This window comes from Salinibacterium sp. NSLL17 (assembly GCF_015864935.1).
GTDB lineage: Bacteria > Actinomycetota > Actinomycetes > Actinomycetales > Microbacteriaceae > Rhodoglobus.
Genome location: NZ_JADYWH010000002.1, coordinates 123,605 through 148,814 on the forward strand (window position 1 = coordinate 123,605; position 25,210 = coordinate 148,814).

The window sequence follows — 25,210 nt, forward strand, 5'->3', positions numbered from 1 at the left end:
CGGGATGCGCTGACAGTGAACGTGATATTCATCGCGCCCCGTTGTGTCGTAATCTTGGGTCGTGGACATTAGCATCGGTATCAACAACAGCCCCCGTGAGATCAACTTCGAGTCGGCACAGTCGTCGAGCGAGGTCGAGACCATCATCGCCGAGGCATTGAACTCGGATGCCAAGTACGTGAGCCTGCGTGACGCCAAGGGCAAGCTTTACATCGTTCCTACCGCGTCAGTCTCCTACGTCGAACTCGGCGAAGAAGAGTCGCGCCGCATCGGATTCGTGGCCTAACAGTGGAACTGCTGTTCGTCACCGTCATCGGAGCGTCGCTCGCGACCATCATTCGTTACCTGCTGCCGTCGCGCGGCATGTACGGTGCGGCGCTGTTGCCCGCTGTCGGTGCTGCGGTTACCGCAACCGTGTGGGTTGCTCTGGTCTGGGCCGGCCTCACATTTGACGGCACCTGGATCTGGGTTGCGAGCCTGCTCGCCGGCATTGCCGTGGCTCTGGTCGTCGCGATCCGTCTGCCGCGTCACCGCGAAGTCGCCGATGTGCGTTCCTTCGAAACGCTCTCGCGCAGCTAACTGAACGCAGTTCGCTAGGCGGTCAGACCGAGCGCATCCATTCGACGGGTGTGCGCTGCAATGAGCTCGGTAAACACCGGCTCAACCTGCGCCTCCGTAGTGCGAGTGTGGTCAGGGAACACGAGCGCGGAACGCGCCAACAGCATCATGTCGCCCATGAGCCGACGGCCCCACATCGCCAGTCGCGAATCAAGGCGGGGATTGGCATCGATCGCTGCCTGCAGATATTCAGCGAGAACCTTCTCGCCTGACTCTCCGCGGAAAATTTCGACGAGTCGAGTGTGTGATTCCGTGGGGAGCCCGGCAGCAAGTCGCGCGTAAAAGTCGTCAAAGAATCCGGCGCTCAGGTAGGCGGTGATGAGCGATTCGTACCAGTCAGCGCCACGAGCGATGCGCTCGAAGTTGTCGACGGCTTCAGTGAATTGGTCCATCACTTCGGCAGGCGAGCCGCCAGCCTTGGTGATTTCTTCCACCAACCGGCGGTGCTTCGACAGCGACAACTCCGCCGCTTTGCCGATCGAGGTCTTCGCAGCGGTAGTGGGAGCGTTAGAAATGACGCGCGAGAGGTTCTCAAAGATCTTGAGCTGCACATACGCTGCGCGCCCCAAGAAGGCGAGAATGTCGGGAGTGAACTCCGCGAGGGCTACTTTTTCGGTCGCTGCAACATCAGACCGTGACCGAAGGCGAGGCACTTCGATGCGACCTGGCTTGCGCGAAAACCACTTAACCACGGAGCCAGCTTAGAGCGTGTGAGAGCCCTGCGCAGTTGCAACAACCCGCCTCGCCGCCTCAATTCACGGCCTCGACCCAGCAGAACCCGCTAAACTACGGGCATCCCCCCGACTCAGGAGGGGGTCCGGCGCCCCAGGTCAAAAAGGGCGCATCGCACCTAGACGGGCTTCATACGTGACTTTTTCAGAACTCAATATCGATCAGGACATGGTCGATGCTCTTGCCACCAAGGGCATCATCGAACCGTTCCCGATCCAAACTCAAACCATTCCTATGGGCCTCGCAGGCCAGGACATCATCGGTCAGGCCAAGACCGGTACCGGTAAGACACTCGGCTTCGGGCTTCCCGTGCTGCAGTCGCTCGGCAAAGATCCCGAGCCCGGAGTAAAGGCACTCATTGTGGTGCCGACTCGCGAACTGTGTGTTCAGGTAGCTGAAGACCTCGTGCTCGCGGCATCCAACCGCTCAACCAAGGTCGCTGCCATTTATGGTGGCAAAGCTTACGAAGGTCAGGTCGAACAGATCAAGGCCGGCGCCCAAGTGATCGTCGGCACGCCTGGTCGATTGCTCGACCTCGCCAGCCAGCGCATGCTCTCGCTCAAAGACATCAAAGTGATGGTCTTGGATGAGGCAGACAAGATGCTCGACCTCGGCTTCCTTGCCGACATCGAGAAGCTGTTCGCGCAGACGCCTCCTACTCGCCACACGATGCTGTTCTCGGCAACGATGCCCGGCCCGATCGTGGCTCTCGCTCGTCGCTTCATGAACAAGCCCATCCACATCCGCGCCACCGACCCCGACGAGGGCCTGACGCAGAAGAACATCAAGCACGTCGTTTACCGCGCGCACAACCTCGACAAAGACGAGGTCATCGCGCGCATCCTGCAGGCGGAGGGTCGCGGCAAGACTGTTGTCTTCACGCGCACCAAGCGTGCTGCTGCCAAGCTTGTTGAAGAGCTGAACGACCGCGGCTTCAACGCTGCTGCCGTGCACGGCGACCTCAACCAAGAGCAGCGTGAGCGCGCCATGGCTGCGTTCAAGGCTGGCAAGAAAGACATTCTTATCGCGACGGATGTTGCGGCACGAGGCATCGACGTCAACGACGTCACCCACGTGATCAACCACACCATCCCCGACGACCACGACACCTACCTGCACCGCGCTGGCCGTACCGGTCGCGCCGGCAAGACCGGTGTTGCTGTCACGTTCGTGGACTGGGCAGACATGCTCAAGTGGACGCACATCAACAAGGCGCTCGAAATGGGCATCCCCGAGCCGACCGAGACCTACTCGTCGAGCCCGCACCTCTTCTCCGACCTCGACATTCCTGAGGGAACCAAGGGCCGCCTTCCTGGTTCGCACGCTCCGGCGGTGCGCACCAGTGGAGCTGCTTCGGGCTCGGGATCAGGATCAGGCGGTGGCCGCGGATCACAGCGTTCAACCGACTCATCACGTCCTCCCCGCAACCGCACGCGCTCTGGATCGGGTTCCGACTCCAATGCGCGTTCACGCTCGAGCGAGGGCGATTCTGTTTCCAGCGCACGCGCGGCTGACGACAACGTCCGCCCCGAAGGCGGCGGCACCCACGATGGTGGAGCCCCCGCCCGTCGCAAGCGCACGCGTCGCCGTCGCGGCGGAAACGAAGGCGCACCAACTGCGCCTCCGACCGCGTAGCGCACGCCGCCCGTCAGATTCATAAGAAAGCCCCACCTCGAGTGGGGCTTTCTTCGTGAGGGCCCGGCGCACGCTGCAGCCGCCAATAACTGCTCTCAACACGGTTAGCACAAGCACTGGTTTTATCGCCAGAACAGGCGCACAATAGAAAAAATGTTCCTCAGCGCGCGGTAGCCAAGGAGGAGAACAATGCCGGTGCAACAGAAGAACTCTTCACCAGATTTCATGCCCGTTCTCTCTGCCGGGCGCCATCGCACTCCCCGCCGGGGCGGCTGCTTCATGGAGTTCGCCTCCTATCTTGCCGGCGAAAAATGGAGCGATCATCCTTCGTGCACTCATCCGGCGCTGGCCCTTCTGGCGCGTCTCGTGAACGACTGCACCGCCGACCACGATCGCTCGGAGCTCGTCGAGCTCATTCCATCGGTGATTGGCGTCACAAGCGACGATCCACGCCTGGCGCTTCGTATCGCGCTGCGTGCAGCAACCACCGCTCTGCCGATCGCCAGCGAAGGACGTCAGCGTGCTCTTGCCGTTGGCATCCTTTCGACACAGTCGCAACTGGCTGCATTCGAGCCCCTCCCCCACGACGATCTGAAAGATGCGGTTGCCTTCGCGTTCGCGCAAGCCCCAGCGGCTGAGTTCTGGGCACGCACGTTCAGTGCGGAGTGCCCCAGCGATCATCGCGCGCGCCATAGTCGTGAGGTGACGCGAATGGCCCAGTCGATCATCCGCACGTCCGTCATTGGCATCGCCTACGCGTGCTCCCCCAACGCTGACGCGCGGCTCAAAGCGCTGCTTCAGGGTGCCATCGATGATTGCCGGATGCTCGTCGCCAGCACTGCCGCAGAGGCCACCGCCACTACGGCATCACCGAAGCCTCGGACACGGTCGCGCTCGCGGGCGAGGTCGCTTCTACGGTCGTAGCGAGTCAGCGACACCACGAAGCGTGTTCGCCGACTCGGTGAGCAGGCGCAACTCAGTCTCGCTAAAGGTGGTTTCTTTGATCGGTGCCGCCCCGGCTGCGCTCACGATGCAGGGCACCGACAGTGCGACACCGCTGAGTCCATGGAAGTCAGTGAGCACGGGAGCAACCGGCATGACGGAGTGTTTGTCACCAAGGATCGCTTCCACGATGTGGGCGGTCGATAACCCGATCGCATAGTTCGTCGCGCCTTTGCCCTCGATGACTTTGTAGGCGGCGTTACGGACACCGTCGGCGATGTCGTCGAGCTCGGCTTCTGTCATGCGAGGGTGGCCATCGCGTTGCCATTCCAGAATCGGCACGCCACCGATGGTGGCGCGCGACCACAGCGGAAACTCTGAGTCACCGTGCTCGCCAATAATCGACGCGTGAACGCTAGAAGGTGAGACGCCAGCGCGCTCGGCAAGCTTCCAGCGCAGTCGCGAGGTATCGAGCACAGTGCCAGACGCAAAAATACGCTCCGGCGGCAGGCCCGACTGCTCTTGCGCGAGCACCGTGAGCACGTCACAGGGGTTGGTCACGATGACATAAATCGCGTCGGGGGCGACCTCCATCAGCTGCGGCATCATCGAACCGATAATGCGCGCGTTGACATCAGCAAGTTCGATGCGGGACTGGCCGGGATTCTGCTTCGCGCCAGCGGTGATCACCACAACGTGCGAGCCCTTCACGACCGAGATGTCGCTCCCGCCCATGATCTGACTCGACCCCGTGAACTGGGTGCCGTGGGCAAGATCAAGCACTTCGGCATCCACCTTTTTAGTGGCAATGTCGTACAGCGCAATCTGGCGGGCAGAGCCTCTGATCAGCGCAGCGTAGGCGGCACTAGCCCCCACGCTTCCGGCTCCAACAATGGTCAGCTTTGAGTTCTCGACAAGGCTCATGCGATTAGTGTCCCACGACTGCCCTGCGCCGGTCGCGGCCGTAGCCGTGGTACGAGCTAGGCGTGCGCGGCCGACGCGTATGCGAGGGCAGATTCGCTGCGGCATCCGACGATCGCTGGCGCTTGCCCAATGAGGGCGTCAGTGGTGATTGCCTCCACCATGAAGAGGGCGAAATCGGTGCGGCGCGTGAGGTTACGCTCCAAGATCGGCGAACCGACGGCGGAGCTCCAGACGGGCAGGCCCTCGCTCTCGCCCTCTTCAAGATCGCTGCCTCGCACGAGCGTCCACTGCGTGTTGCTCGCGAAGATCTGTTCTGCGGCGCGGGTCTGGTCAGCGATGTCGACGGCGCGCACCGCCTTCGCGAGCCAGGATGCGATGGCCACCGTCGCGAGGAAGCGTCGCGAATAAACGTCGGCTGCACTCGCTCTCACATGCCAGCCGCACGAGAAGATCAGTCGTGCCCCAGCCGGAGCGAAATCCATGACGGCTTGCGCTGTGCGTGACGAGTAATCCCGCACGCCCCACGGCGCAAGAACCGTCAGTACGGCGGTGCAGCCCGCGACCGCTCGCTCAACGACAGCGCGGTCGGAGGTCGCTCCCTGGATAACGGTGATGCGGTCGCCGAAGTGTTCAAGCTTCGTCACGCTCTTCGGGCGGCACACTCCCACGACTTCATAACCGCGTTCAAGTGCGTGAACTGCTAAATACTGGCCGAGCTTGCCGGAGATGCCAACGATGCACACGCGCTGGCGTGCGGCCGGGGTTGCTGGACGACTGTTTTCGGAGCTGGTCATGGTTTCCTCTCGAATGAACCTTACGCCGTAAGATTACCTTACGAAGTAAGATAGTCAATGCCCCCTACGACAAGGAGCAGCCGAGTGGCAGACAAGAGCCGAACGCGCACCGCCAAGAAGCGCCCCCCGATCACGCGCGAATCCGTGCTCGCCGCCGCCCTCGAGCTTGCCGATGCAGAGGGCTCCGCCGCTCTCACGATGCGCAAACTCGCCGATCGCATCGGCGTAGAAGCGATGTCGATTTACTACCACGTGCCGAACAAGGATGCGATCCTCACGGGCCTTGTCGATCTGGTCTTCGGAGAAATCGAACTCCCCACCACCGAACACGGTTGGCGGCGGGCCATGCACGACCGCGCCGTCTCCACCCGCAACGTGCTCGTGCGCCATCGCTGGGCCATCGGGCTCATGGATTCACGCCGAGACCCCGGTCTTTCGACGCTTCGTCACCACGATGCCGTCATCGGCGCCCTGCGCGCCGGCGGTTTTTCCATTGCCGGTGCTGCCCATGCCTTTTCCGCGCTCGACAGCTATATCTACGGTTTCGTGCTGCAAGAACTCAGCCTGCCCTTCGAGACGTCTGAGGAGCTCGCTGAGGTCGCCGAGGGAATCGTCACCGAGATGCCGGTCGGCGAATTTCCGCACCTCACCGAAATGGCCGTTGGCCACGCGATGCTGCCCGGCTACAGCTACGCCAACGAATTTGAGGTCGGCCTCGACCTCATCCTCGATTCACTCGAACAGCGCCTGCCCCTCCCCGGCTGGGGCGAGGCGGTCGCTACGCGCTAGGCCGTCATCGCCGCAGCAAGCTGCGCAATGATGCGTTCCAGAATGGGGCGCGACGTTGCGAGGTTCACCCGGATGTGACCGGCGCCCACCGCACCGTAGCCGACACCACCATTGACCCGGATGCCCGCCTTCTCCGCCAACATCTCGGAGAGCTCTGGCTCGTCCGAGTAGGCCCGCAAGTCGAGCCAGGCCAGGTAAGTGCCCTGCATCGGAGCCATGCGTGCCTCCGGCAGCAGTTCTGCGAGCGCCGCCCGCGCATACTCGATGTTGCCTTCTATGTACTCGCGCACTTCGCCGAGCCACGGCTCGCCACCGAGGTACGCGGCGGTGTTGAGGCGCATTCCGGGGGTGCTGGCACCGTGTGACGCCATCCAGCCGATCGTTTCCCACAGCGTGCGGTCGGCGTCGTTGCTCAGGATGATTTGGGCACACTTGAGCCCGGGCAGATTGAAGGCCTTCGACGTGCTGGTCGCGGTGATCGCAACGCGTGCTCCGGCATCCGAGACGCTCGCCAACGGCACGTGCTTCGTGCCGAACAGCGTGAGCGGCGAGTGGATCTCGTCGCTGAAGACACGAGCCCCATGAGCATCGGCGACATCCGCGAGCGCCGACAGCTCGTCAGCGGTGAAAACCTTGCCGGTGGGGTTGCCCGGGTTGGCGAGCACGAACACGTTTGCTCCGGCCGCGAAGTGCCGCGCGATGTCGTCAAGGTCGAGCGAGAAGCTGCCGTCGTCGCCGCGCAGCATGGGCGACTCAATGACCTCACGGCCGAAAGTCTTCGGCAACAGGAGGAAGGGCATGTAGGCAGGAGTCGGCACGATTACCGGCGCACCAGGCTTGCTGAACTCGAGGATGGCAAGCTCTAGCCCTTTAAGGACGTCAGGGAGCGGGTGAACGTCGGCGGCATCCACGTTCCAGCCGTATTGCTCGTGGTGCCATTTCGCGGTTGCCGCGCTCATCTCAAGAGCAACTGACTCATTCGGGTACCCGAACTCGAGGCGCTCGGCGATCGAGGCCCATTCGTCGAGCACAGCAGGCGCCGTGCCAAAGTCCATCTCAGCGACGCCGGCGCACAGCAGTTCACCTTCGGGTGCTGTCCATTTGTTGCTGCCTCGGCTGCGGAGCAATTCGGGGGTGAGGGCGTTCCACTGTTCGGCGTTGCTGGTCATGCTGTCTCCTACTCGGCGGGGTGATGCGTGTGCGCTGGCCTGTGGGGCCACGCAGTCGTTAGGGAGTGGTGTCCGCGATGAACGGCTTCGAACCGGTCGCACGGGCAATAAGTTTGTCGAGCACTTCGGGATCAGTCGTGTTCTCGGCCAGACGGTTGGGCTTGCCTTCTCCGTGGTAGTCGCTCGAGCCGGTGATTTCGAGACCGAATTTCTTGACGACGGTGAGCAACCACTCTTTGCCATCGTCGGTATTGTCGCGGTGATAAACCTCGAGCCCGAAGAGCCCGTTGTCGACGAGTTCGCGGATCACCGCGTCATCCATTGAGCGGTATTTTCCGTGGGCGGCTGGATGCGCGAGCACGGGCACTCCCCCGGCAGCGACGATCATCTTGACGCCCTCGAGCGGAGTCGGCGCGTAGTACTTCTCGTAATACCCGCCCTGCCAGTGCAGGATGCTCTCGAACGCAGCGCTGCGGTTGGCAACGTGCCCCTTGCGCACGAGTGCGTCAGCGATGTGCGGGCGGCCCAGGGTCGTGCCGTCCGACGATTCGGCGAGCACGTCATCCCACGTCAGGTCGTAGTCGAGAGAAATCTTCTCGACGATGCGCTCGGCACGACGAAGCCGACCATCACGAATGCGTGCCGTTTCGGTCACGATGGTGCGATCGAGCGGATTGAACAGATAGGCGAGCACGTGAACGCTTGCTGGCCCAAAGTTGGTACTCAACTCCATGCCCGGAATCACGTTGATTCCCGACACGGATGCCGCAGAGATCGCCTCCTGCCAGCCAGCGGTGGAGTCGTGGTCGGTGAGCGCTACCGTTCCGAGCCCAGCGCGAGCGGCGGACCGCACGAGCTGGGTTGGCGTTTCGGTACCGTCGGACACGGCACTGTGAGTGTGCAGGTCGATCGGTGTGTTGAGCATTATGCAAGCCTATTGCTCTAGGCTCAGGTCGCTATGATTCAACGCTTTCTTGCGGCGATCTTTATACTCGCCACCGCAGCCGCCCTTATCGTCGCGGCCTGGCCACAACTGTTCTCTCTTGAGCAGACGGTTGGCATTGCCCAAGTGGTTTCGTTGCGCGGACTCAGCGCTGCCGCAGCCTTCATCGCTGTGCTGGCCTTGACGCTCATTGCACTCTTGTCGGCGCGGATGCACCGCTTCGCGGCATCCCTCGCTGTGGTCACTCTCGCTTTCAGCGCGCTCACTCTTGTGGTGTTGGCGACTCGCGGGTTCGGTAGCCCGGGCTTTGAGACGAAAGCAGAAGGCGACGTGACCGTGTTGTCGTGGAACACTCTCGGCGACGCTCCCGGGGCCGAAGCGATTGCAGACCTCGCGTTAGAAAATGACGCCGACATCGTGGCATTGCCCGAAACCACCCGAGAGTTGGGCTTTGAGATTGCCCAACTGATGGCAGCAGCCGACCGACCGATGTGGGTTCACACGGTTGCCTACGACCAGATCTCGAAGTCGCGATCAACAACCGTGCTCATCAGCGTTGCTCTGGGCGAATACGACGTAGACCTGCAGGCGCGCACCACGTCAACGCTGCCGAGTGTCGTAGCGATTCCTCAAGACCCCGCCAATCCCACGATTGTGGCCGTGCACGCCGTCGCCCCCGTGCGAGGCGAGATGACGAACTGGCGCACCGACCTCGACTGGCTGGCCGAACAGTGCCGCGCAACCAATGTCATCCTCGCTGGGGATTTCAACTCGACCCTCGACCACTACGCGTCGCTCACCGATGGCGCAGACTTTGCGCTCGGTAGTTGCACGGATGCCGCGTCCACGACCGATAACGCCGCCATCGGCACCTGGCCGACCCAGTTGCCGTCGCTCCTGGGCGCTCCCATCGATCATGTGATGTCCACCAGCGAGTGGACCACGACGGGGATGCGCGTAGTCGAGTCTCATGATGGGTTCGGCAGTGACCACCGCCCTATTCTCGCGACACTCTCTCGCACTCAGTAGCCGCCCAGCCTGAGCGCCGAGTACCCCGCAATCAGGCGAACACTGAGGGACCCTCTCGATAGTGCGTTTTACCGTGCAACGAGAGACACTAGAGGTATGGCAGATACTTCGACACCCAGCCCCCGCGCGACCTCTAACCGTTCTACAACTCCGCAGTCTTCGGGCTTCGCTGAGTACATCTCTTCGGGGTGGGCTGAGCGCGTTGACGCCGAGGTCACTCCCCGCGAGCAGTCTGCTTTTGCTGCTGCCCGCCGCGAGCGCCTCTCGCAGCTTCATGTCGGCCAGCGCCTCATCATTCCGGCAGGCGCCGCCAAGGTGCGTTCCAACGACACCGACTACCCGTTCCGCGCCCACTCCACCTTTGCGCACGTCACCGGGTGGGGTTCGGATGTTGTTGCCGGCAGTGTTCTCGTGATGGAACCAACCGCTGATGGTCATTCGGCCACCCTGTACTTCCGTCCGACTGCAGGCCGTGACACGAGTGAGTTCTACGCGAACCCGGATGTCGGAGAGTTCTGGACCGGACCGCGCCCCTCTCTCGACAACGTCGCCACCGATCTCGGCCTTGCGACTCTCCCGTTGGTGGAGTTTGAGGCAGTGCTCGACAGCGTCGACGCCTCGACTGTGATCGTGCGCGACGCCGACCGCGACGTCACCGACCAGGTTGATGGCCGCCGTCTGCTCGCCGCCGATTCTGAAGCTCTCGAGCATGACGGTGACGACGAATTGAGCCGCGACCTCAGCGAGCTACGCCTCGTCAAGGACTCCTACGAGGTCACCGAAATGCGCGCCGCCGTTGATGCCACGCAGATGGGCTTCAACGACGTCATCGCTGACCTGCCCGCCATCGTGGAGCACACCCGCGGCGAGCGCCTCGTAGAGGGCACCTTCAACCGTCGCGCCCGCGCCGAGGGCAACACGGTCGGCTACGACACCATTGCCGCTTCTGGCCCGCACGCGTGCGTCTTGCACTGGACCCGCAACGATGGTCCGGTCAATGCCGGCGACCTCATCCTGATCGACGCCGGTATTGAGCTCGACAGCTACTACACGGCCGACATCACGCGCACCCTGCCCATCAGCGGCACCTTCACCGAGGTGCAGCGTCGCGTATACAACGCGGTGTTGGAAGCGGCAGATGCTGCGTTCGCGATCGTGCGCCCCGGAATCAAGTTCCGCGACATCCACGCCGAAGCAATGCGCGTCATCGCTGAGAAGACTGCCGAGTGGGGCTTCCTGCCTGTCTCCGCCGAAGAGTCGCTGCAGGCTGACAAGCAGTTCCACCGCCGCTACATGGTGCACGGAACAAGCCACCACCTCGGCATTGACGTGCACGACTGCGCTGCAGCCCGTCGCGACATGTACCTTGATGGCGTTTTGGAGCCCGGCATGGTCTTCACGATCGAGCCCGGCCTCTACTTCCAGCCCGACGATCTCACCGTTCCCGAGGAATACCGCGGCATCGGCGTGCGCATCGAAGACGACATCGTCGTTACCGAAGACGGTGCCGAGAACCTGTCGGTGAACATCCCACGAACAGCGGATGCCGTAGAAGCGTGGATCGCCCGCTCCTAGTTGTGTAGGCGCGCGTCAGCCAATCGCGGCGCGCGCCACCGCAGCACTGCGAGACCGCAGCACTGCGAGACCGCAGCACTGCGAGACCGCAGCACTGCGAGACCGCAGCACTGCGAGTAAGCGGCGCCTACCCGCTATTTGGCGGCTTTGTCTGAGCGTTCCGTATCGGAGCCTTCGGCATCCGACTCAGTGCTCTCGTTGCTCTCGACCGTTCCTGAGGGAGTCGGCACGTGCGGTGCTGCGTGTACGCCGTGCGCGCTGGCAGCCGTTCCCAGAATTGTGTGAGCCTTGGCGGTGAGGCCGGGAGCGATGATGATGTCGTAGTGCTCGGCAAGCAGTTGAGAGCTCGCCGCGTAGTCGCGACGCTTGCGCATGATCGAGTAGTTGACGACACCGAAGATCATTCCGATTCCAGCACCGGCCACGATAGCGGCAAAGAAGATGCCGATCTGCTGCGTGCTGAACGGCGAAATGATCGTGGAGATCAGTCCGAAGAAGAGTCCGAGCCAGGCACCGCTCGTGGCACCGGAGAGTGCAGCACGACCATAACTGAGGCGTGCAGTGACCACTTCGACGGTCGTGAGCTCGCGACCGACGATCGCGACGCCTTTGATATCGAACTCTGCTTTGGCTAGTTGGTTGATTACGGCTTGGGCGTCGGTGTAGCTGGCATACCGGCCAAGTACGTCTCCGCGGGGCACGCTCGTCTGAAGAGGTGCGCGGCGGGAAAATCCACTGAAGTTACTCATCGGTTCATTCTCCCATGCAGGGGTAGGGTTTTACTTGTGAGCACCTCAAGAGTATTCGTCGCCCGGTTGGTGGGCTGCTCAATTTTCGACCCCAATGGCGACCGCGTGGGCAAGGTCCGCGACGTGCTGGTCGTTGAGCGCGGCGATGCGAGCCCTCGCGTGGTCGGAATGATCGCTGAAGTTCCCGGTAAACGCCATGTTTTCTTGTCGATTGGTCGCGTCACGAGCATTGGCTCCGGCCAGATCATCACCACGGGTCTTCTGAACTTGCGCCGCTTCGAGCAGCGCGGTGGCGAAATCCGTGTCATGGCTGAGCTATTGGGCCGGCGCGTGTCGATGCGCGATGGCTCTGGCGAAGCTCAAATCGAAGACGTGTCGATCGAAGAGGTCGACATTGGCGAGTGGGAAATCAGCCAGCTATTCTTACGTCGCCCCAAGGCCAGCGGTTCACCGCTCTTCGCGAAGGGCCCCACCGATTTCGCGGCCTGGGATGAGCTGAAGCACAACACGCACGAGGGCGAAGCACAGTCGGCCACTCAACTGGTTGCGAGCTTCTCTGACCTGCTGCCTGCCGACCTCGCGAATGCCATGCTCGAACTTCCCATGCAGCGCATGATGGAAGTGGCTGAAGAACTTTCTGACGACCGCCTCGCTGACGTGCTCGAAGAGATGCCCGAGAACGAGCAGGTTGCTCTACTCAATAAGCTCGACGACGATCGTGCGGCTGATGTGCTCGACGAGATGCAGCCGGATGACGCGGCCGACCTCATCGCTCATCTCAGCGATGAGCGCGGCGAGACACTCCTCGATCTCATGGAGCCCGAAGAAGCCGAAGATGTGCGCTTCTTGCTCAGCTACGCCCCCGATACGGCAGGTGGACTCATGACCACCGAGCCCATCATTGTTTCTGCTGACGCCACTGTTGCTGAGGGTCTCGCCCTCATCCGTCGTCACGACCTTGCCCCGGCGCTCGGTGCCGCTATTTGTGTCACGCTGCCGCCCTATGAGCCGCCGACAGGTCGCCTGCTCGGCATGGTGCACTTCCAACGGATGCTGCGCTACCCGCCCAATGAACGCTTGGGTGCCCTGATCGACCAATCGCTTGAACCGGTACGCTCATCCACGACTGCCGCAGAAGTGTCGCGCATTCTCGCGAGTTATGACCTCGTGTCAGTGCCCGTGGTCGATGACAACCATCGCTTGCTCGGGGTGGTGACCATTGACGACGTGCTTGACCATCTGCTTCCCGATGACTGGCGAAGTACCACCGACGAGTCGGCGAGCTTCGACGACACCTCAACTAGACCTCTAACCATCGTTCAGCAGAAAGAAATTCGCGCAGGGAGGGCACCCCGTGGCACTAGCTAAGCGGTCATCTCGATCACAGCGCAATGAACAGCGCCTCGATACCCCTAAGGGTTTGCGCAGCGGTTTTGGCATGTTCCAAAGCCGCGATCGCATGGGCCGCTACTCCGAGGCTTTCGCTCGCGGTATGGGAACCCCGTGGTTCCTCGTCGGCCTTTCCGCCTTCGTGGGCGTCTGGTTGATCTACAACACAAGTGCGCCGCTGGATGCACAGTTTGACCCGCGTTCCACCAACTTCACCCTGCTCACGCTCATCCTGTCGCTGCAGGCCTCCTACGCTGCGCCCATGATTCTGCTCGCCCAGAACCGTCAAGATGACCGCGACCGCGTGCAGATTGAACAAGACCGTCAGCGTGCAGAACGCAACCTCAACGACACCGAATACTTGGCACGCGAGGTTGTTGCGCTGCGCCTGGCCATGACTGACCTTGCCAGCAAGGACTTCATTCGCGCTGAACTTCGCGGTCTGCTCGAAGAACTCGAGAAAGACGACGACGCCGAAGCCGACACGGAGAACCGTGAACGCTGAGCTCGAAGCCGCGGTACTTACCTCCCTCGCCTCGGTGATCGACCCCGAGATTCGGCGACCCGTGACAGAGCTCGACATGATCTCTGGAGTTTCTGTCGACGACGCTGGTGCGGCATCCGTTGGCCTGACTTTGACGATTGTCGGATGCCCGGCCGCGACCTCCATCGAACGTGACGTGCGCGAGGCGACCGAGCGTGTGCCCGGCATCACGGCGGTGACCGTTGACGTGTCGATCATGTCGCCGGCGCAGCGCACTGCCCTCACCGAGAAGCTGCGCAAGGGCAAGCCCAAGACGATGCAGTTCGGGCCGGATTCGCTCACCCAGATTGTGGCTGTGACAAGTGGCAAGGGTGGCGTCGGCAAGTCGACGCTCACCGCGAACCTTGCGGTCTCGATGGCCCAGAGCGGCCTGCGCGTCGGAGTGATCGACGCCGATGTCTTCGGCTTCTCGATCCCGGGACTCCTCGGTCTGCACGGTGCCAAGCCCACTCAGGTGGGCGAGATGATTTTGCCGCCTGTCGCCTATGACGTGAAGGTCATCTCGATCGGCATGTTCGTCGAAGAGAACACGGCAGTTTCGTGGCGTGGGCCCATGTTGCACCGCACGATTCAGCAATTCTTGACCGATGTGTTCTTTGGCGATCTCGATGTGTTGCTGCTCGATCTGCCTCCCGGCACCGGCGATGTCGCTATCTCGCTCGGGCAATTGCTGCCGCACTCCGATGTGGTTGTCGTGACGACTCCGCAATCGGCCGCCGCCGATGTTGCTGAACGCAGCGGCCTCGTTGCGCGCCAAACCGGTCAACGAGTGATCGGTGTCATCGAAAATATGGCAGGTCTCCCCCAGCCTGACGGCAGCGTGCTCGAACTTTTCGGTTCTGGTGGTGGGGCGGATGCCGCAGCCAAGCTCTCCACGCCAGACGAGCCGGTCTCGGTGCTGGCCTCGATCCCCCTTAGCATCGCCCTGCGCGAGGGTGGCGATTCCGGGGTGCCCGTGGTGATCGCGGCTCCCGAGGATCCGGCGGCTCAGGCCATCGCTGCTCTTGCCACGACTCTCCGTTCGCTCAAGCGCAGCGTTGCCGGCCGCAAGCTCGGGCTCAGCCCGCGCTAGCGCTACGCCCCGATTGCGCGCTAATCCGCCCCGTTAACGCAAAAACACCACAGCAATAGTTGCTGTGGTGTTGCGTAAACCGGCTGGCGGTTGGCTACGGCATGGTGTTGTAGCGACGGGTGGGCACGCGACGGTATCCGTCGGTTGCAACGGCACGCAGGGTTGCGGCGATACCGGTTGCAGCTAGTGCCGCGATGATGATGATTTCGAAGTTCATGTCTATAGTCTGGCCGCGACCAACCTTTTAGAACAAGATGATCTTCCTTATCTAACCTTGTAGAGTAACTACATGGATATTCGACGCTTGGAGTTGCTTCGCGAGCTAGCCGACCGCGGCAGCATTACCGCGGTCGCCAAGGCGACGATGCGCACGCCATCCGCTGTGTCTCAGCAGCTCAAAATTCTGGAACGCGAGGCCGGAATCCCTCTCACCGAGCGCGTAGGTCGCGGCATCGTGTTGACGTCGGCCGGCCGGGCGCTCGCCCACACGGCGGCCGATGTGGCCACCGCAATTGAGAAAGCCGAAGCGCTGTGGAACGACTTTCGAGAGTCCCCACGCGGTGACGTCACCATGACCATCTTCCCTACCGGCGGCGAGATGCTACTACCGGGGCTTTTCCACGCCGTGAATCGGCAGCCGGGGCTCACCCTGAGCTGCAACGACCAAGACTCTGTGCTCGAAGATGTCGCCAACCTCACTGCCGACTACGACGTTGTCGTTTCCGACTCGCCTCACGTGCTCCCCGCCTGGACCGAACGGGGGCTCGCTGTCGTTCCGCTCATGCGTGAGTCTCTGGATGTCGCTCTGCCCGAAGATCATCCGCTCGGCCGCAAGGCGGCGCTCACTCCCGCTGACCTTCTCGACGAAACGTGGATCGGGGTTCCTTCCGGTCTGCCGTTCGACCGCATCCTCCGGCGAATCGAAGCGGCAAACGGCGCCCCGGCGAAGGTTGCCCAGCGCCTGACGGACAACAGCATTGTGGAAGCTGTCGTGGCGGCAGGGCACGGCATCGCCATCCTGCCGCGCTTCACAACCCGAGACCGCGAGAACGGTCTCATCACCCGCCCCCTCAAAGGTGTTCCCTCGTCGCGCCTCATCTCGGCGCTGCTGCGCCCCGACCGCGCAGAACGTCCCTCCGTGCGCGCGATCGTCAAGGCCCTCGTCGATGAGGCGACGCGTTTCGAACGTGAGCACACGGTCTAGCGCCGCCGCGCATCCGCCCGCTTAGAATCACGGAGTGGAATACTCGCTACGCCCCAGCACCGCGCACGATCTCGACTGGTTGCTTGACCTTCGCACAGTCGAACTTCGGGCCGACCTCGAACGCCACGGCATCTTCGACCCCGTGCGGGTGCGCACCTGGATGAGCGATGCTTTCGCACCGGAGAACACCCAGATCATTCAGGTTGCTGGCGAAGACATTGGCTCGATTAGCGTGCGCCCCGAAGCGGATGCCCGCTGGATCGAGCACTTCTACCTGCCCGCGCGTCTGCAGGGGCAGGGCATTGGCAGCCAGGTTCTCACCGAGGTGCTCGCCCGACCAGACCACCGCCCCTTCCGGCTCATGGTGCTGCAGGGCAGCGCCGCGCTGCGACTCTACGAACGACACGGCTTCACGCCCTACGACCACGACGACCACGACGTGTGGCTGACGCGACCCGCCTCCGTCTCGTAGCACTCGAAGCGACGGCGCCCTACTCAGTCGGCTCGATCAGTCGCGCGAGCAACTCGATAAGCAGGCGTTCGGTGAGCGGAGCCGGCATCGCGGCGATGAGAGCCAGCAGTGGCGCCATCCGGTCGGGAAGCCCCTGGTCGCCAGCCCCGATGCCCAACGCGCCGAGGAGACCCGCTGCGGTCGCCGAATCGAGGGGTGCGGCATGCGGATCACCCAACGCTGCGAGCGCCTCAGCGGGCAACGTGGCCAGCACAGCTTCGGCAGAGACCGCAGGCACGCCGCGCACTTCGTCAGCCGCCACCCGCAGCGCCGCGCTCAAGTCGTCGAGCACGTTCGCGGTCACGGGAGTCACCGTGAGGTGGGTCGTGGCGGGCAGCATCGTGCCGTCACTCTGCACGAGTGAGGGCTGCAGTTGCAGCAAGAAGCCGTGCTCGCGCGTCTGGTCGGCCCAGTGGTGCGGGTCAACGCGACGATCCGCAGCAACGGAATCATCGGATGCGATAGCCAACAGCGGTCCGACCGGGTTGCCCACAACGCGGAGGCCTTCAATCTCGCCAATCACGTCGCGCAGGGCCTGAGTGGACCGCGCACACGACTCGGAGAGCTCGGCGAGCCCACTCGTGCCGAGTGCCTGAATAATCGCCCACGCAGCCGCGAGCGGCCCCGCCGACTTCGAGCCCAAGATGGTGGGGTTGACGATCGGGTAACCAGGCCACTGCGTTGTCGCAAAGTATTGCGTGCGTTGGCGGTCACGACCGCGCTGCAGGATCACCGAGGCGCCCTTGGGCGAGTAGCCAAACTTGTGCAGGTCGGCGCTGATGCTCGTGACGCCCGGCACTTCAAAGTTCCAGGGCGCAACGCCCTCCCAGAACGGCAGAACCCAGCCGCCGATGCAGGCATCAACGTGACAGGCGATTCCGCGCTCGGATGCCGCAGCCGCGACCTCAACGACAGGGTCCATCGAGGCGTGCGCATAGCTCGGAGCTGAGACCACTACGAGCGCAACATCGTCGCCCATGCGTGCAATGAGAGCGTCCGCGGCAACGTCGCCGCCCGGCCCGACCGGCACGAGGTCGAGTTCAAGGCCAAAGTAGTGTGCTGCTTTCTGGAACGCCGCATGCACCGTCACGGGAGCCAACAACCGGGGCATTCCCGTGCGCGCCGAAGCGCCTGTTCCCCGCCACACGTCGCGCGCCGTCTTGACGGCCAGCAGACAACTTTCGGTACCGCCCGTAGTGACAGTGCCGACGACATCCTCATCGCCACCGAGCAGGTCGCGGGCAAAGCCAAGCACTTCGCGTTCCATGACGGCAACCGAGGTGAAGGTGGTCGGGTCGAGGCCGTTGACGGGCTGCACGGCACGAATGGCGTGCGCCGCCAGTTCGTCGAGCTCCGCGAGGCCAGAGTCGTAGACATACGACAGCACATGCCCACCGTGGGTGGGAGCATCCGCTTCGCGTAGCGCGTTAAGGCGCTCAAGAATATCGGCGGGCTGGTGGTCGAACTTCATCGGGTCTCCTGATCGTTCGAAGTGGTGGTTGGGCCACTTGTGGGGTGTGGTTCGGCATCGGCATGGTCAATGTCGCTGCGGCGCAACGGGTAGCGCCTAAAGGTCAGCAGCGAGAGGCCGATGATCACGGCGGGCACGATGCTGAAGCTGATGATGATTCCAGCGATGGCCGAATCGGGCTGGGCGACCGTCTGATTGGCGACCGATTCGAGGTAGCCGGATGCCGCGAGCACGGTCGTGAGCACGGTGGCACCGAGTGCCATGCCGGTGGTTTCGCCCGCAGTCCACACGCCGCCAAAGGTGCCGGCCGAGGCCAGCTTGTGGCGACGGGAGTCGTGGGAGATCACGTCGGGCAGCATCGACATCGGCAGTGCTTGCATTCCCGCGTAGCCGGCTCCGGCGAGCGCGACGGGGGCGTAAATCCACGCACCGGGCGCCCACAGCTGCGGCACGATTAGTAGGGCGCCGAGACCGTAGCAGGCGGAGGCCCAGACGAACGCGCGCTCCTTGCCGATGCGGCGGGAGATGGCAGCCCACACCGGCGCGAACAGAAGCGCTGGCCCGATCAGCGAGACGAACAGGATCGCAACACCGGTGCCGAGCACCCAGGTAGCAACGTATTGGGCACCGGCCAGCATGACTCCGGTCGCGAGCCCCTGCAGCAGAAACGTCAGCAGCAGGGCGCGGAACGGTTGGCTGCGTTTGAGCGCGGCAACTCCGGCGCGATACGTCTCCACGATCGATACGGTCGGCGTCACCGACATCGTGCCGGTGGGCGCCGAGAACGAGGAGATGACGAGCGAGACGCCCATGAGGGCGGCCGCAGAAAGTGCCATGACGAGATAGCCGAGCCGTTCATCCGCAAAGGCATCACGGATCTCGGGCGCCCCCGCACCGAATAGCAAGATCGCCACTGTGAGCACGACGACGCGCACCGCGAGCAACCGCGTGCGTTCGTCATAGCTGCGGGTGAGTTCGGCGGGCAGGGCGATATACGGCACCTGAAACAGGCTGAAGGCCGTTGCCGTAGCGACAAAGGCAATGAACACCCAGATGCCCGACGCAAGCGGGCCAATGCCGGCAGGCACCGCAAACGTCACAACGAACAGAATCGGCAAGAGGATGGCGCCCACGAGCATGGCCGGTCGCCGAGTGCCGCGGTGAGCCAGACTGCGGTCGCTGCGGGCACCGATCACGGGATCGATGATCACATCCCACACTTTGGCTGCGGTGACGAGGATGCCGGCGGCGAGCGCGGCGATCCCCAGAGTGTCGGTCAGGTAGTACACGAGCACAAGCCCGGGCAAGGCACCAAAACCCCCAGTGCCGAGAGAACCAATGGCATAGGTGGCGATGGAGCTTCGGGTAAGAGCTCGCGGCGCTGCGGTCGTCATCTTCGTGAGCCTAGCGCTTTGCTCAGCCGAAATTGTGGCGCACGGTCGTAGTGTTGAGTTATGTCGCCACACACAGTCACTTCGCTCATCGGGTCACGTCGCCGCGACACTCTCGTCGCCCAATTGCGGTGCACCACCTCCGACACGGCCACCGTGATTGCGCCCTTCACGGGCAAGGCCCTGCATGAGCTGCCGCAGAGTTCGACCCGCGATGTTCGGGATGCCGCGACATCCGCCCGCCGAGCGCAACGCGCCTGGCAGTCCGCTGGCTTTGCCTACCGTCGCCGCGTGCTGCTGCGCGCCCACGATCTGCTGCTAGAACGCAAGGATGAGCTTCTCGACCTGCTGCAAACCGAGTCGGGCAAGACGCGTGGTCAAGCGTTCGAAGAGATCTTTCAGGCCGCGACAATCACGCGCTACTACGCCGTTTCTGCCGAGCGGGTGTTGGCCACGAAGCGTCGCCGAGCGGGTATTCCGCTGCTGATGTCGACGCGCGTCAGCTACTCCCCCAAGCAACTCATCGGTGTCGTCACGCCGTGGAACTACCCGATCGCCCTCGGGGCAATGGATATCGTTCCCGCCCTCGCTGCCGGAAGTGCCGTCATCCAGAAGATCGACAATCAGGGTGCGCTCTCGATGCTCGCGACCCGCGAGGCCTACATTGACGCGGGCGTCCCCGCCGCCGTCTGGCCGATTGTGGCGGGCCCCGGCGATCAGGTCGGCAACGCTGTCGTCGATAACAGCGACTACATCTGCTTCACGGGCTCAACGCCCACCGGCACCAAGGTCGGCAAGCGCGCCGCCGGACGTCTCATCGGCGCCTCCCTTGAGTTGGGTGGCAAGAACCCGCTGCTCGTGCTCGGTGACGCCGACCCGGTGCAGGCCGCTGAGGATGCCGTCTATGCCTGCTTCGCCTCCATGGGCCAGCTGTGCGTCTCCATCGAACGCATCTACGTGCACAAGTCGATCGCTGCGGAGTTCAGTCGCGAGTTCGCCACGCGTGTGAAGGCGCTCACTCAAACCTCTGCTCTCGACTATTCGGGAGACGTGGGCTCACTCACGTCGCAGGCTCAGCTCGAGCGCGTCCAGGCGCACGTGGAGGATGCCATCACAAAGGGTGCCACCGTGCTCGCTGGTGGTGTTCCCCGCCCCGATCTCGGCCCCTACTTCTACGCTCCGACCGTGCTGACGGATGTCACCGCCGAGATGGAGTGCTTTGCGAACGAAACTTTCGGCCCGGTCGTTGCTATCACGGCTGTCGAGAGCGATACCGAAGCAATTGACCGTGCCAACGACACTGAGTTCGGGCTCAACGCCTCGATCTTCAGTGGCTCCATCGCCCATGCGCGCCGCCTTGCCGATCGCTTGGATGCGGGCAGCGTCAACATCAACGAGGGCTACCGCGGTAGCTTCTCGAGCGTCGATGCGCCGATGGGTGGCATGAAGCACTCCGGGCTAGGGCGCCGCAATGGGCCCGAGGGCATCCTGCGCTTCGTACAATCGCGCACGGTCTCGCAGTCGAACGGCATTCTGCAGTTGCCGCGCTCTGGTGCTGAGTTCGCCGCGATGGCCGGGCTCATGGTGACGCTGTTGGGCGTGCTGAAGTTGCTGCGCCGCCGCTAACCGCGGCTGGTCGCGAGGGAGATGGGGAGCTACGTCGCTTCGTTATCGAAGGGCGCGACTTCGCCGGCCTTCAGTTCAGCTTTGAGTTGCGATTGGCGTTCAGCGAGCGCTGCTTGCCGTTCGGCATAGGCGGCTGAGCGCGGGGGCCGCACTTTAACGGGCGGCGTCTCATCTTCAAGCAGGGCATCGCGGATGATGCGACGCGGGTCGTACTGGCGCGGGTCAAGCTGCTTCCAGTCGATGTCGTCGAAGTCGGGGCCCATCTCTTCACGCATGCGATCTTTAGCGCCATTGGCCATGTCACGCAGCGAGCGGACGAGGCGTGCGAGTTGCGACGCGTAGTAGGGCAAACGGTCGGGGCCAAGCAAAAAGACAGCGATGATCCCAATGATCAGCAGTTTGTCGAATGTGAGACCGAAGGACACCCGTTTAGCTTACCGGTGCCTTCGCTCGCTGCGTCTACAGTTGACACAGCGATAGGAGCAATGTGTCAGACAAGCAGTTGAGTTGGAAGTACGCCGAGGAGTTCGTCGTCGAACCCCCAGAGATCGCTGCGGCGCGCGTGCATTCCAGTGAGCTGGGAATCGAAGCGGTGAGCCCCGCCGTCGGCGCCCAGTTGGCGTTGCTCGCTGCCGCTACCGGAGCCAAGAGCATCATCGAAGTGGGCACCGGTGTCGGCATTAGTGGACTCTGGATGCTCGCCGGCAGTCCCGGCGCTTTGCTCACCACTATCGACTCCGAGATCGACCACCAACAGGTTGCTCGCTCAGTCTTTGCTGAGGCAGGCATTCAGGCGAACCGAGTGCGCCAAATCGGCGGCAGGGCATCCGAGGTTCTTCCTCGCATGAACGAGTCAAGCTACGATCTCGTTTTTATCGATGCGGACCCACAGTCAGTGATCGAGTATGTCGAGCACGGCCTCCGCTTGGTGCGTCCCGGTGGCGTTGTGGCTGTCGCGCACGCTCTCTGGCGTGACCGCGTGCCGGATCCCGCGCAGCGCGATGCCACGGTTTCGAACTTCCGTTCGCTGCTCAAAGAGATTTCTCAGTCGACCGCCGTGATCAGTTCGTTGATCCCCGTCGGCGACGGGCTTTTGCAGCTCACCAAGCTCAGCGACTAACGCGCTCAGCGAACGCTCACTCGGCGTTCAGCATTGTGTCCGTACTGTGGATGAACAATCGCCACCCTGTACGTACACGACAGAGCGCGCGCTGCCGAGGAACTTGGGGTCTCCGCACGCCGTGAGAACGGAGCATCCATGAACAGCAATGATCGTGACGGCTGGGTTCGCGTTCGAGGGGCCCGCGAAAACAACCTCGCCAACATCAACCTCGATGTGCCCCGGGATTGCATGGTCGCCTTTACCGGCATCTCCGGCTCGGGAAAGTCCTCCCTTGCGTTCGGAACGCTCTACGCCGAGGCTCAGCGCCGCTACTTCGAGTCGGTCGCGCCCTATGCACGCCGGCTGCTCAACCAGGTCGGCGCTCCGGACGTCACCGACATCACTGGTTTGCCCCCTGCGGTTGCGCTTCAACAGCGCCGCGGAGCGCCCAGCTCGCGCTCGAGCGTCGGCACAATCACCACACTCTCCAACCTGTTGCGCATGTTGTATTCCCGCGCCGGCACGTATCCCGCTGGTGTCTCGCACTTGTCTGCCGAAGCGTTCTCGCCCAACACGGTGGCCGGCGCCTGCCCGCGCTGTCACGGTCTTGGCGTGGTGCATGACGTCACTGAGGACCTCCTCGTTCCCGATGACTCTCTCTCGATTCGCGACGGTGCAATCGCTGCCTGGCCCGGCGCCTGGCAGGGCGCGAACCTCAAGAGCATCGTCAACGGCCTCGGCATCGATACCCGCGCGCCGTGGAACTCGCTCAGCCGCAAGGATCGCGACTGGCTGCTGTACACCGAAGAACAGCCCTCCGTCTTTATCCAGCGCGAAGAGGGTCGCATCGATCACGGTTACAACGGCAAGTTCTGGAGCGCCCGCAAGCACATCATGAACGTGCTCTCGCAGTCCCAGAGCGAGCGGATGCGCGAGCGCGCGCTCCGCTTTGTGCAGAGCATGACGTGCCCCGAGTGTGGCGGCAGCGGTCTGCAGGCGAACGCCCTCTCCGTTACCTTCGCGGGGCTCAGCATCGCCGAACTGAACCAGGTGCCGCTCACCGCTCTCGCGGACCGATTGCGAGAAGGCATGGGTCGGGCTGATTCCGAAAGCGAATCGTCCGAAGGCAACGAGGTTGCACATCGCATCGGCGATGACGTGATCGCCCGCGTGGATGTTCTTCTCGACCTTGGCTTGGGGTACCTCAGTCTGGGTCGCAACTCCACGACCCTCTCCCCCGGCGAAGCCCAGCGCTTGCGCATCGCTACTCAACTGCGCTCGGGCCTCTTCGGGGTCGTCTATGTGCTCGACGAGCCCTCAGCGGGACTGCACCCGGCGGATGCCGCACCGCTATTGAAAGCGCTCGACCGTTTGACGGAATCCGGCAACTCTCTCTTCGTCGTGGAGCACGACCTTGACGTCATTCGGCGTGCCGACTGGATCGTCGACATCGGTCCCGGTGCTGGTGAAGGCGGCGGGCAGCTCGTGTACTCCGGCCCCGTTGACGGCCTCAAGGATGTGCCCGAATCGGTCACCGGCCGCTATCTCTTTCCGCAGCAAGCGCAGCCGCTGCGCGAGGTGCGCACCCCGGAGTCCTGGGTGCGCCTCGACAAGGCGTCGCTGCACAACATCCGCGATCTCACCGTCGACTTTCCGCTTGGCGTGATGACCGCCGTGACGGGCGTGTCAGGGTCGGGCAAGTCAACGCTCGTGACCCAGGTACTCGCGCAGGCAGTGCGCTCTCATCTCGGTGCTGCTCCGGATGACGCAGCCGAAGCAGATGACCAGCCGCACGACCTGACGCTCGAAGACACCACCGGGCTCGACTCTTTCGATCGTCTCGTGCTCGTCGACCAGCGCCCCATCGGACGCACCCCGCGCTCGAACCTCGCGACCTACACCGGAATGTTCGATGTCGTTCGCAAGCTCTTCGCGGCAACCGACGAAGCTCAGAAGCGCGGGTATACCGCGAGCCGGTTCTCCTTCAACGTGGCCGGCGGACGTTGCGAGACCTGCCAGGGCGAAGGCTTTGTCTCGGTCGAACTGCTGTTCTTGCCCGGAACGTACGCTCCCTGCCACACCTGCCACGGGGCCCGCTACAACGACGAAACGCTTGAGGTCACCTACCTCGGCAAGAACATCGCCGAAGTACTGGGCATGACCGTCAACACCGCCGCAGACTTCTTTGCCGGTTCCACCTCGGCGCTGCGCAGCCTCGACACCCTGCGCGATGTTGGCCTCGGCTACTTGCGTCTCGGCCAGCCAGCCACAGAACTCAGCGGTGGAGAAGCGCAGCGCATCAAGCTCGCGACTGAGCTGCAGCGCGCCCGTCGCGGCCACGCGCTCTACCTACTCGACGAACCGACGTCGGGGCTGCATCCTTCCGACACCGAGCTTTTGCTCGCCCAGCTTCAACAACTCGTGGATGCCGGCAACACTGTCGTGCTTGTCGAGCACGACCTCGCCACCATTGCTGCCAGCGACTGGGTGATCGACTTGGGCCCCAGCGGCGGAGACAAGGGCGGCACGATCGTCGCCACAGGAACCCCCCGCGAGGTTGCCGCGGGCGACGGCGCGACAGCGAAGTACCTCAGCGAGTGGATCGGTACCCGAGCAGCGGGCTGACCGCACGCGCCGCGGGCTAACCACAACCATCGCGCGTTAACCACAAAACACCGAACACGAAGTGATCGTGTTCGGTGCTGTGTGTCGACTAGCTTCACGCTGTGAGCGTGGGCCGCCGATTAAGGCTGAGAAGGAAAGCTAGGCGGGAGTAACAACACCCGCGAGTGCGTCATGCAATTCTTTTGCTTCATCGTCGTTTACAGAAACAACGAGACGACCGCCGCCTTCGAGAGGTACACGCACGACAATAAGTCGGCCCTCTTTGACAGCCTCCATCGGCCCGTCACCGGTCCTCGGCTTCATGGCTGCCATAGATAGTCCCCTTTCATCGGTACTACGTTCTATTATCCAGCAAAGACCGCCGATACTGAAACTC

26 protein-coding genes are annotated in these 25,210 nt (G+C 63.0%); 15 read left to right on the forward strand and 11 right to left on the reverse strand.

The window, feature by feature from the left end:
- Window positions 1-61: 61 nt before the first annotated feature.
- Both I6E51_RS10250 and I6E51_RS10255 read left to right on the forward strand, forming a co-directional pair.
- Window positions 62-286 carry a DUF3107 domain-containing protein gene (locus I6E51_RS10250; RefSeq protein ID WP_129073342.1) on the forward strand — a complete coding sequence of 75 codons (225 nt, stop codon included), beginning with the start codon at window positions 62-64 and terminating at the stop codon, window positions 284-286.
- A gap of 2 nt (window positions 287-288) precedes the next feature.
- Window positions 289-579 (forward strand): hypothetical protein, encoded by a 291-nt coding sequence (locus tag I6E51_RS10255; RefSeq protein ID WP_197110263.1) that lies wholly within the window; start codon window positions 289-291, stop codon window positions 577-579.
- Between the two features lie 14 nt (window positions 580-593).
- Here the strand turns inward: I6E51_RS10255 and I6E51_RS10260 are convergent, their stop codons facing one another.
- Window positions 594-1,310 carry a ferritin-like fold-containing protein gene (locus I6E51_RS10260; protein WP_197107345.1) on the reverse strand — a complete coding sequence of 239 codons (717 nt, stop codon included), beginning with the start codon at window positions 1,308-1,310 and terminating at the stop codon, window positions 594-596.
- Between the two features lie 175 nt (window positions 1,311-1,485).
- On the opposite strand from I6E51_RS10260, the gene I6E51_RS10265 reads away from it, so the two are divergent.
- Window positions 1,486-2,985, forward strand: coding sequence for a DEAD/DEAH box helicase (locus I6E51_RS10265; RefSeq protein ID WP_197107346.1), 1,500 nt, complete (start codon window positions 1,486-1,488; stop codon window positions 2,983-2,985).
- 189 nt (window positions 2,986-3,174) lie between these two features.
- Window positions 3,175-3,909 (forward strand): hypothetical protein, encoded by a 735-nt coding sequence (locus I6E51_RS10270; RefSeq protein WP_197110264.1) that lies wholly within the window; start codon window positions 3,175-3,177, stop codon window positions 3,907-3,909.
- On the opposite strand, the gene I6E51_RS10275 is transcribed toward I6E51_RS10270, so the two are convergent.
- Window positions 3,898-4,851 carry an L-lactate dehydrogenase gene (locus tag I6E51_RS10275; RefSeq protein ID WP_197110265.1) on the reverse strand — a complete coding sequence of 318 codons (954 nt, stop codon included), beginning with the start codon at window positions 4,849-4,851 and terminating at the stop codon, window positions 3,898-3,900. The genes I6E51_RS10270 and I6E51_RS10275 overlap by 12 nt on opposite strands.
- A gap of 56 nt (window positions 4,852-4,907) precedes the next feature.
- Window positions 4,908-5,645, reverse strand: a complete 738-nt coding sequence (locus I6E51_RS10280; protein WP_197110266.1) for an NAD(P)-dependent oxidoreductase — start codon at window positions 5,643-5,645, stop codon at window positions 4,908-4,910.
- 84 nt (window positions 5,646-5,729) lie between these two features.
- Here I6E51_RS10280 and I6E51_RS10285 point away from each other — a divergent pair, with 84 nt between their 5' ends.
- Window positions 5,730-6,434 (forward strand): TetR/AcrR family transcriptional regulator C-terminal domain-containing protein, encoded by a 705-nt coding sequence (locus I6E51_RS10285; protein WP_307783910.1) that lies wholly within the window; start codon window positions 5,730-5,732, stop codon window positions 6,432-6,434.
- Here I6E51_RS10285 and I6E51_RS10290 read toward each other — a convergent pair.
- Entirely contained in the window at window positions 6,431-7,603 is a 1,173-nt protein-coding gene (locus tag I6E51_RS10290; RefSeq protein WP_197110268.1) for a MalY/PatB family protein, read from the reverse strand. The two genes, I6E51_RS10285 and I6E51_RS10290, sit on opposite strands and share 4 nt — an antisense overlap.
- A gap of 58 nt (window positions 7,604-7,661) precedes the next feature.
- The gene (locus I6E51_RS10295; protein WP_197107359.1) at window positions 7,662-8,528 is read right to left on the reverse strand and encodes a PHP domain-containing protein; all 867 of its coding nucleotides are present in this window, start codon (window positions 8,526-8,528) and stop codon (window positions 7,662-7,664) included.
- A 33-nt stretch (window positions 8,529-8,561) separates the two neighbouring features.
- Here I6E51_RS10295 and I6E51_RS10300 point away from each other — a divergent pair, with 33 nt between their 5' ends.
- Window positions 8,562-9,575, forward strand: a complete 1,014-nt coding sequence (locus tag I6E51_RS10300) for an endonuclease/exonuclease/phosphatase family protein (protein WP_197107360.1) — start codon at window positions 8,562-8,564, stop codon at window positions 9,573-9,575.
- A gap of 96 nt (window positions 9,576-9,671) precedes the next feature.
- Complete coding sequence (locus I6E51_RS10305) at window positions 9,672-11,150, forward strand: aminopeptidase P family protein (RefSeq protein ID WP_197110269.1); 1,479 nt, start codon at window positions 9,672-9,674, stop codon at window positions 11,148-11,150.
- Between the two features lie 134 nt (window positions 11,151-11,284).
- Here I6E51_RS10305 and I6E51_RS10310 read toward each other — a convergent pair whose 3' ends face one another.
- Window positions 11,285-11,899 carry a general stress protein gene (locus tag I6E51_RS10310; RefSeq protein WP_197110270.1) on the reverse strand — a complete coding sequence of 205 codons (615 nt, stop codon included), beginning with the start codon at window positions 11,897-11,899 and terminating at the stop codon, window positions 11,285-11,287.
- A gap of 36 nt (window positions 11,900-11,935) precedes the next feature.
- Between I6E51_RS10310 and I6E51_RS10315 the strand changes: the two genes are divergently transcribed.
- From I6E51_RS10315 to I6E51_RS10325, 3 genes are read left to right on the forward strand one after another with little or no spacing between them, the layout of a single operon-like run.
- Complete coding sequence (locus I6E51_RS10315) at window positions 11,936-13,267, forward strand: CBS domain-containing protein (protein WP_197107363.1); 1,332 nt, start codon at window positions 11,936-11,938, stop codon at window positions 13,265-13,267.
- A complete protein-coding gene (locus I6E51_RS10320) occupies window positions 13,254-13,793 on the forward strand; it encodes a DUF1003 domain-containing protein (protein ID WP_197107364.1) in 540 nt (179 codons plus the stop codon). The genes I6E51_RS10315 and I6E51_RS10320 overlap by 14 nt, the downstream gene beginning before the upstream one ends.
- Window positions 13,783-14,904 carry a P-loop NTPase gene (locus I6E51_RS10325; RefSeq protein ID WP_197110271.1) on the forward strand — a complete coding sequence of 374 codons (1,122 nt, stop codon included), beginning with the start codon at window positions 13,783-13,785 and terminating at the stop codon, window positions 14,902-14,904. Before I6E51_RS10320 ends, I6E51_RS10325 begins: the two co-directional genes overlap by 11 nt.
- Before the next feature lie 94 nt (window positions 14,905-14,998).
- Here I6E51_RS10325 and I6E51_RS14445 read toward each other — a convergent pair whose 3' ends face one another.
- A complete protein-coding gene (locus I6E51_RS14445) occupies window positions 14,999-15,121 on the reverse strand; it encodes a hypothetical protein (RefSeq protein ID WP_255528508.1) in 123 nt (40 codons plus the stop codon).
- 72 nt (window positions 15,122-15,193) lie between these two features.
- Between I6E51_RS14445 and I6E51_RS10330 the strand changes: the two genes are divergently transcribed.
- Entirely contained in the window at window positions 15,194-16,108 is a 915-nt protein-coding gene (locus I6E51_RS10330; protein WP_197107366.1) for a LysR family transcriptional regulator, read from the forward strand.
- 34 nt (window positions 16,109-16,142) lie between these two features.
- Entirely contained in the window at window positions 16,143-16,580 is a 438-nt protein-coding gene (locus tag I6E51_RS10335; RefSeq protein WP_197110272.1) for a GNAT family N-acetyltransferase, read from the forward strand.
- Window positions 16,581-16,599: 19 nt separating this feature from the next.
- Here the strand turns inward: I6E51_RS10335 and I6E51_RS10340 are convergent, their stop codons facing one another.
- Together I6E51_RS10340 and I6E51_RS10345 are read right to left on the reverse strand one after the other, a co-directional pair.
- Entirely contained in the window at window positions 16,600-18,090 is a 1,491-nt protein-coding gene (locus tag I6E51_RS10340; RefSeq protein WP_197110273.1) for an aminotransferase class V-fold PLP-dependent enzyme, read from the reverse strand.
- Window positions 18,087-19,484: an MFS transporter gene (locus I6E51_RS10345; protein WP_197110274.1), complete on the reverse strand. Its 1,398-nt coding sequence runs from the start codon at window positions 19,482-19,484 to the stop codon at window positions 18,087-18,089. The genes I6E51_RS10340 and I6E51_RS10345 overlap by 4 nt, the downstream gene beginning before the upstream one ends.
- Window positions 19,485-19,544: 60 nt before the next feature.
- Here I6E51_RS10345 and I6E51_RS10350 point away from each other — a divergent pair, with 60 nt between their 5' ends.
- Window positions 19,545-21,107, forward strand: coding sequence for a succinic semialdehyde dehydrogenase (locus I6E51_RS10350; RefSeq protein ID WP_197107370.1), 1,563 nt, complete (start codon window positions 19,545-19,547; stop codon window positions 21,105-21,107).
- A gap of 29 nt (window positions 21,108-21,136) precedes the next feature.
- Here I6E51_RS10350 and I6E51_RS10355 read toward each other — a convergent pair whose 3' ends face one another.
- Window positions 21,137-21,532, reverse strand: a complete 396-nt coding sequence (locus I6E51_RS10355; protein WP_197107371.1) for a sec-independent translocase — start codon at window positions 21,530-21,532, stop codon at window positions 21,137-21,139.
- Between the two features lie 62 nt (window positions 21,533-21,594).
- On the opposite strand from I6E51_RS10355, the gene I6E51_RS10360 reads away from it, so the two are divergent.
- On the forward strand, window positions 21,595-22,227 hold the full coding sequence (locus I6E51_RS10360) for an O-methyltransferase (RefSeq protein ID WP_197107372.1): 633 nt from the start codon (window positions 21,595-21,597) through the stop codon (window positions 22,225-22,227).
- Between the two features lie 138 nt (window positions 22,228-22,365).
- On the forward strand, window positions 22,366-24,834 hold the full coding sequence (uvrA, locus tag I6E51_RS10365; protein WP_197110275.1) for an excinuclease ABC subunit UvrA: 2,469 nt from the start codon (window positions 22,366-22,368) through the stop codon (window positions 24,832-24,834).
- 138 nt (window positions 24,835-24,972) lie between these two features.
- On the opposite strand, the gene I6E51_RS10370 is transcribed toward uvrA, so the two are convergent.
- Entirely contained in the window at window positions 24,973-25,146 is a 174-nt protein-coding gene (locus I6E51_RS10370) for a DUF3117 domain-containing protein (protein WP_197107374.1), read from the reverse strand.
- Between the last annotated feature and the right edge of the window lie 64 nt (window positions 25,147-25,210).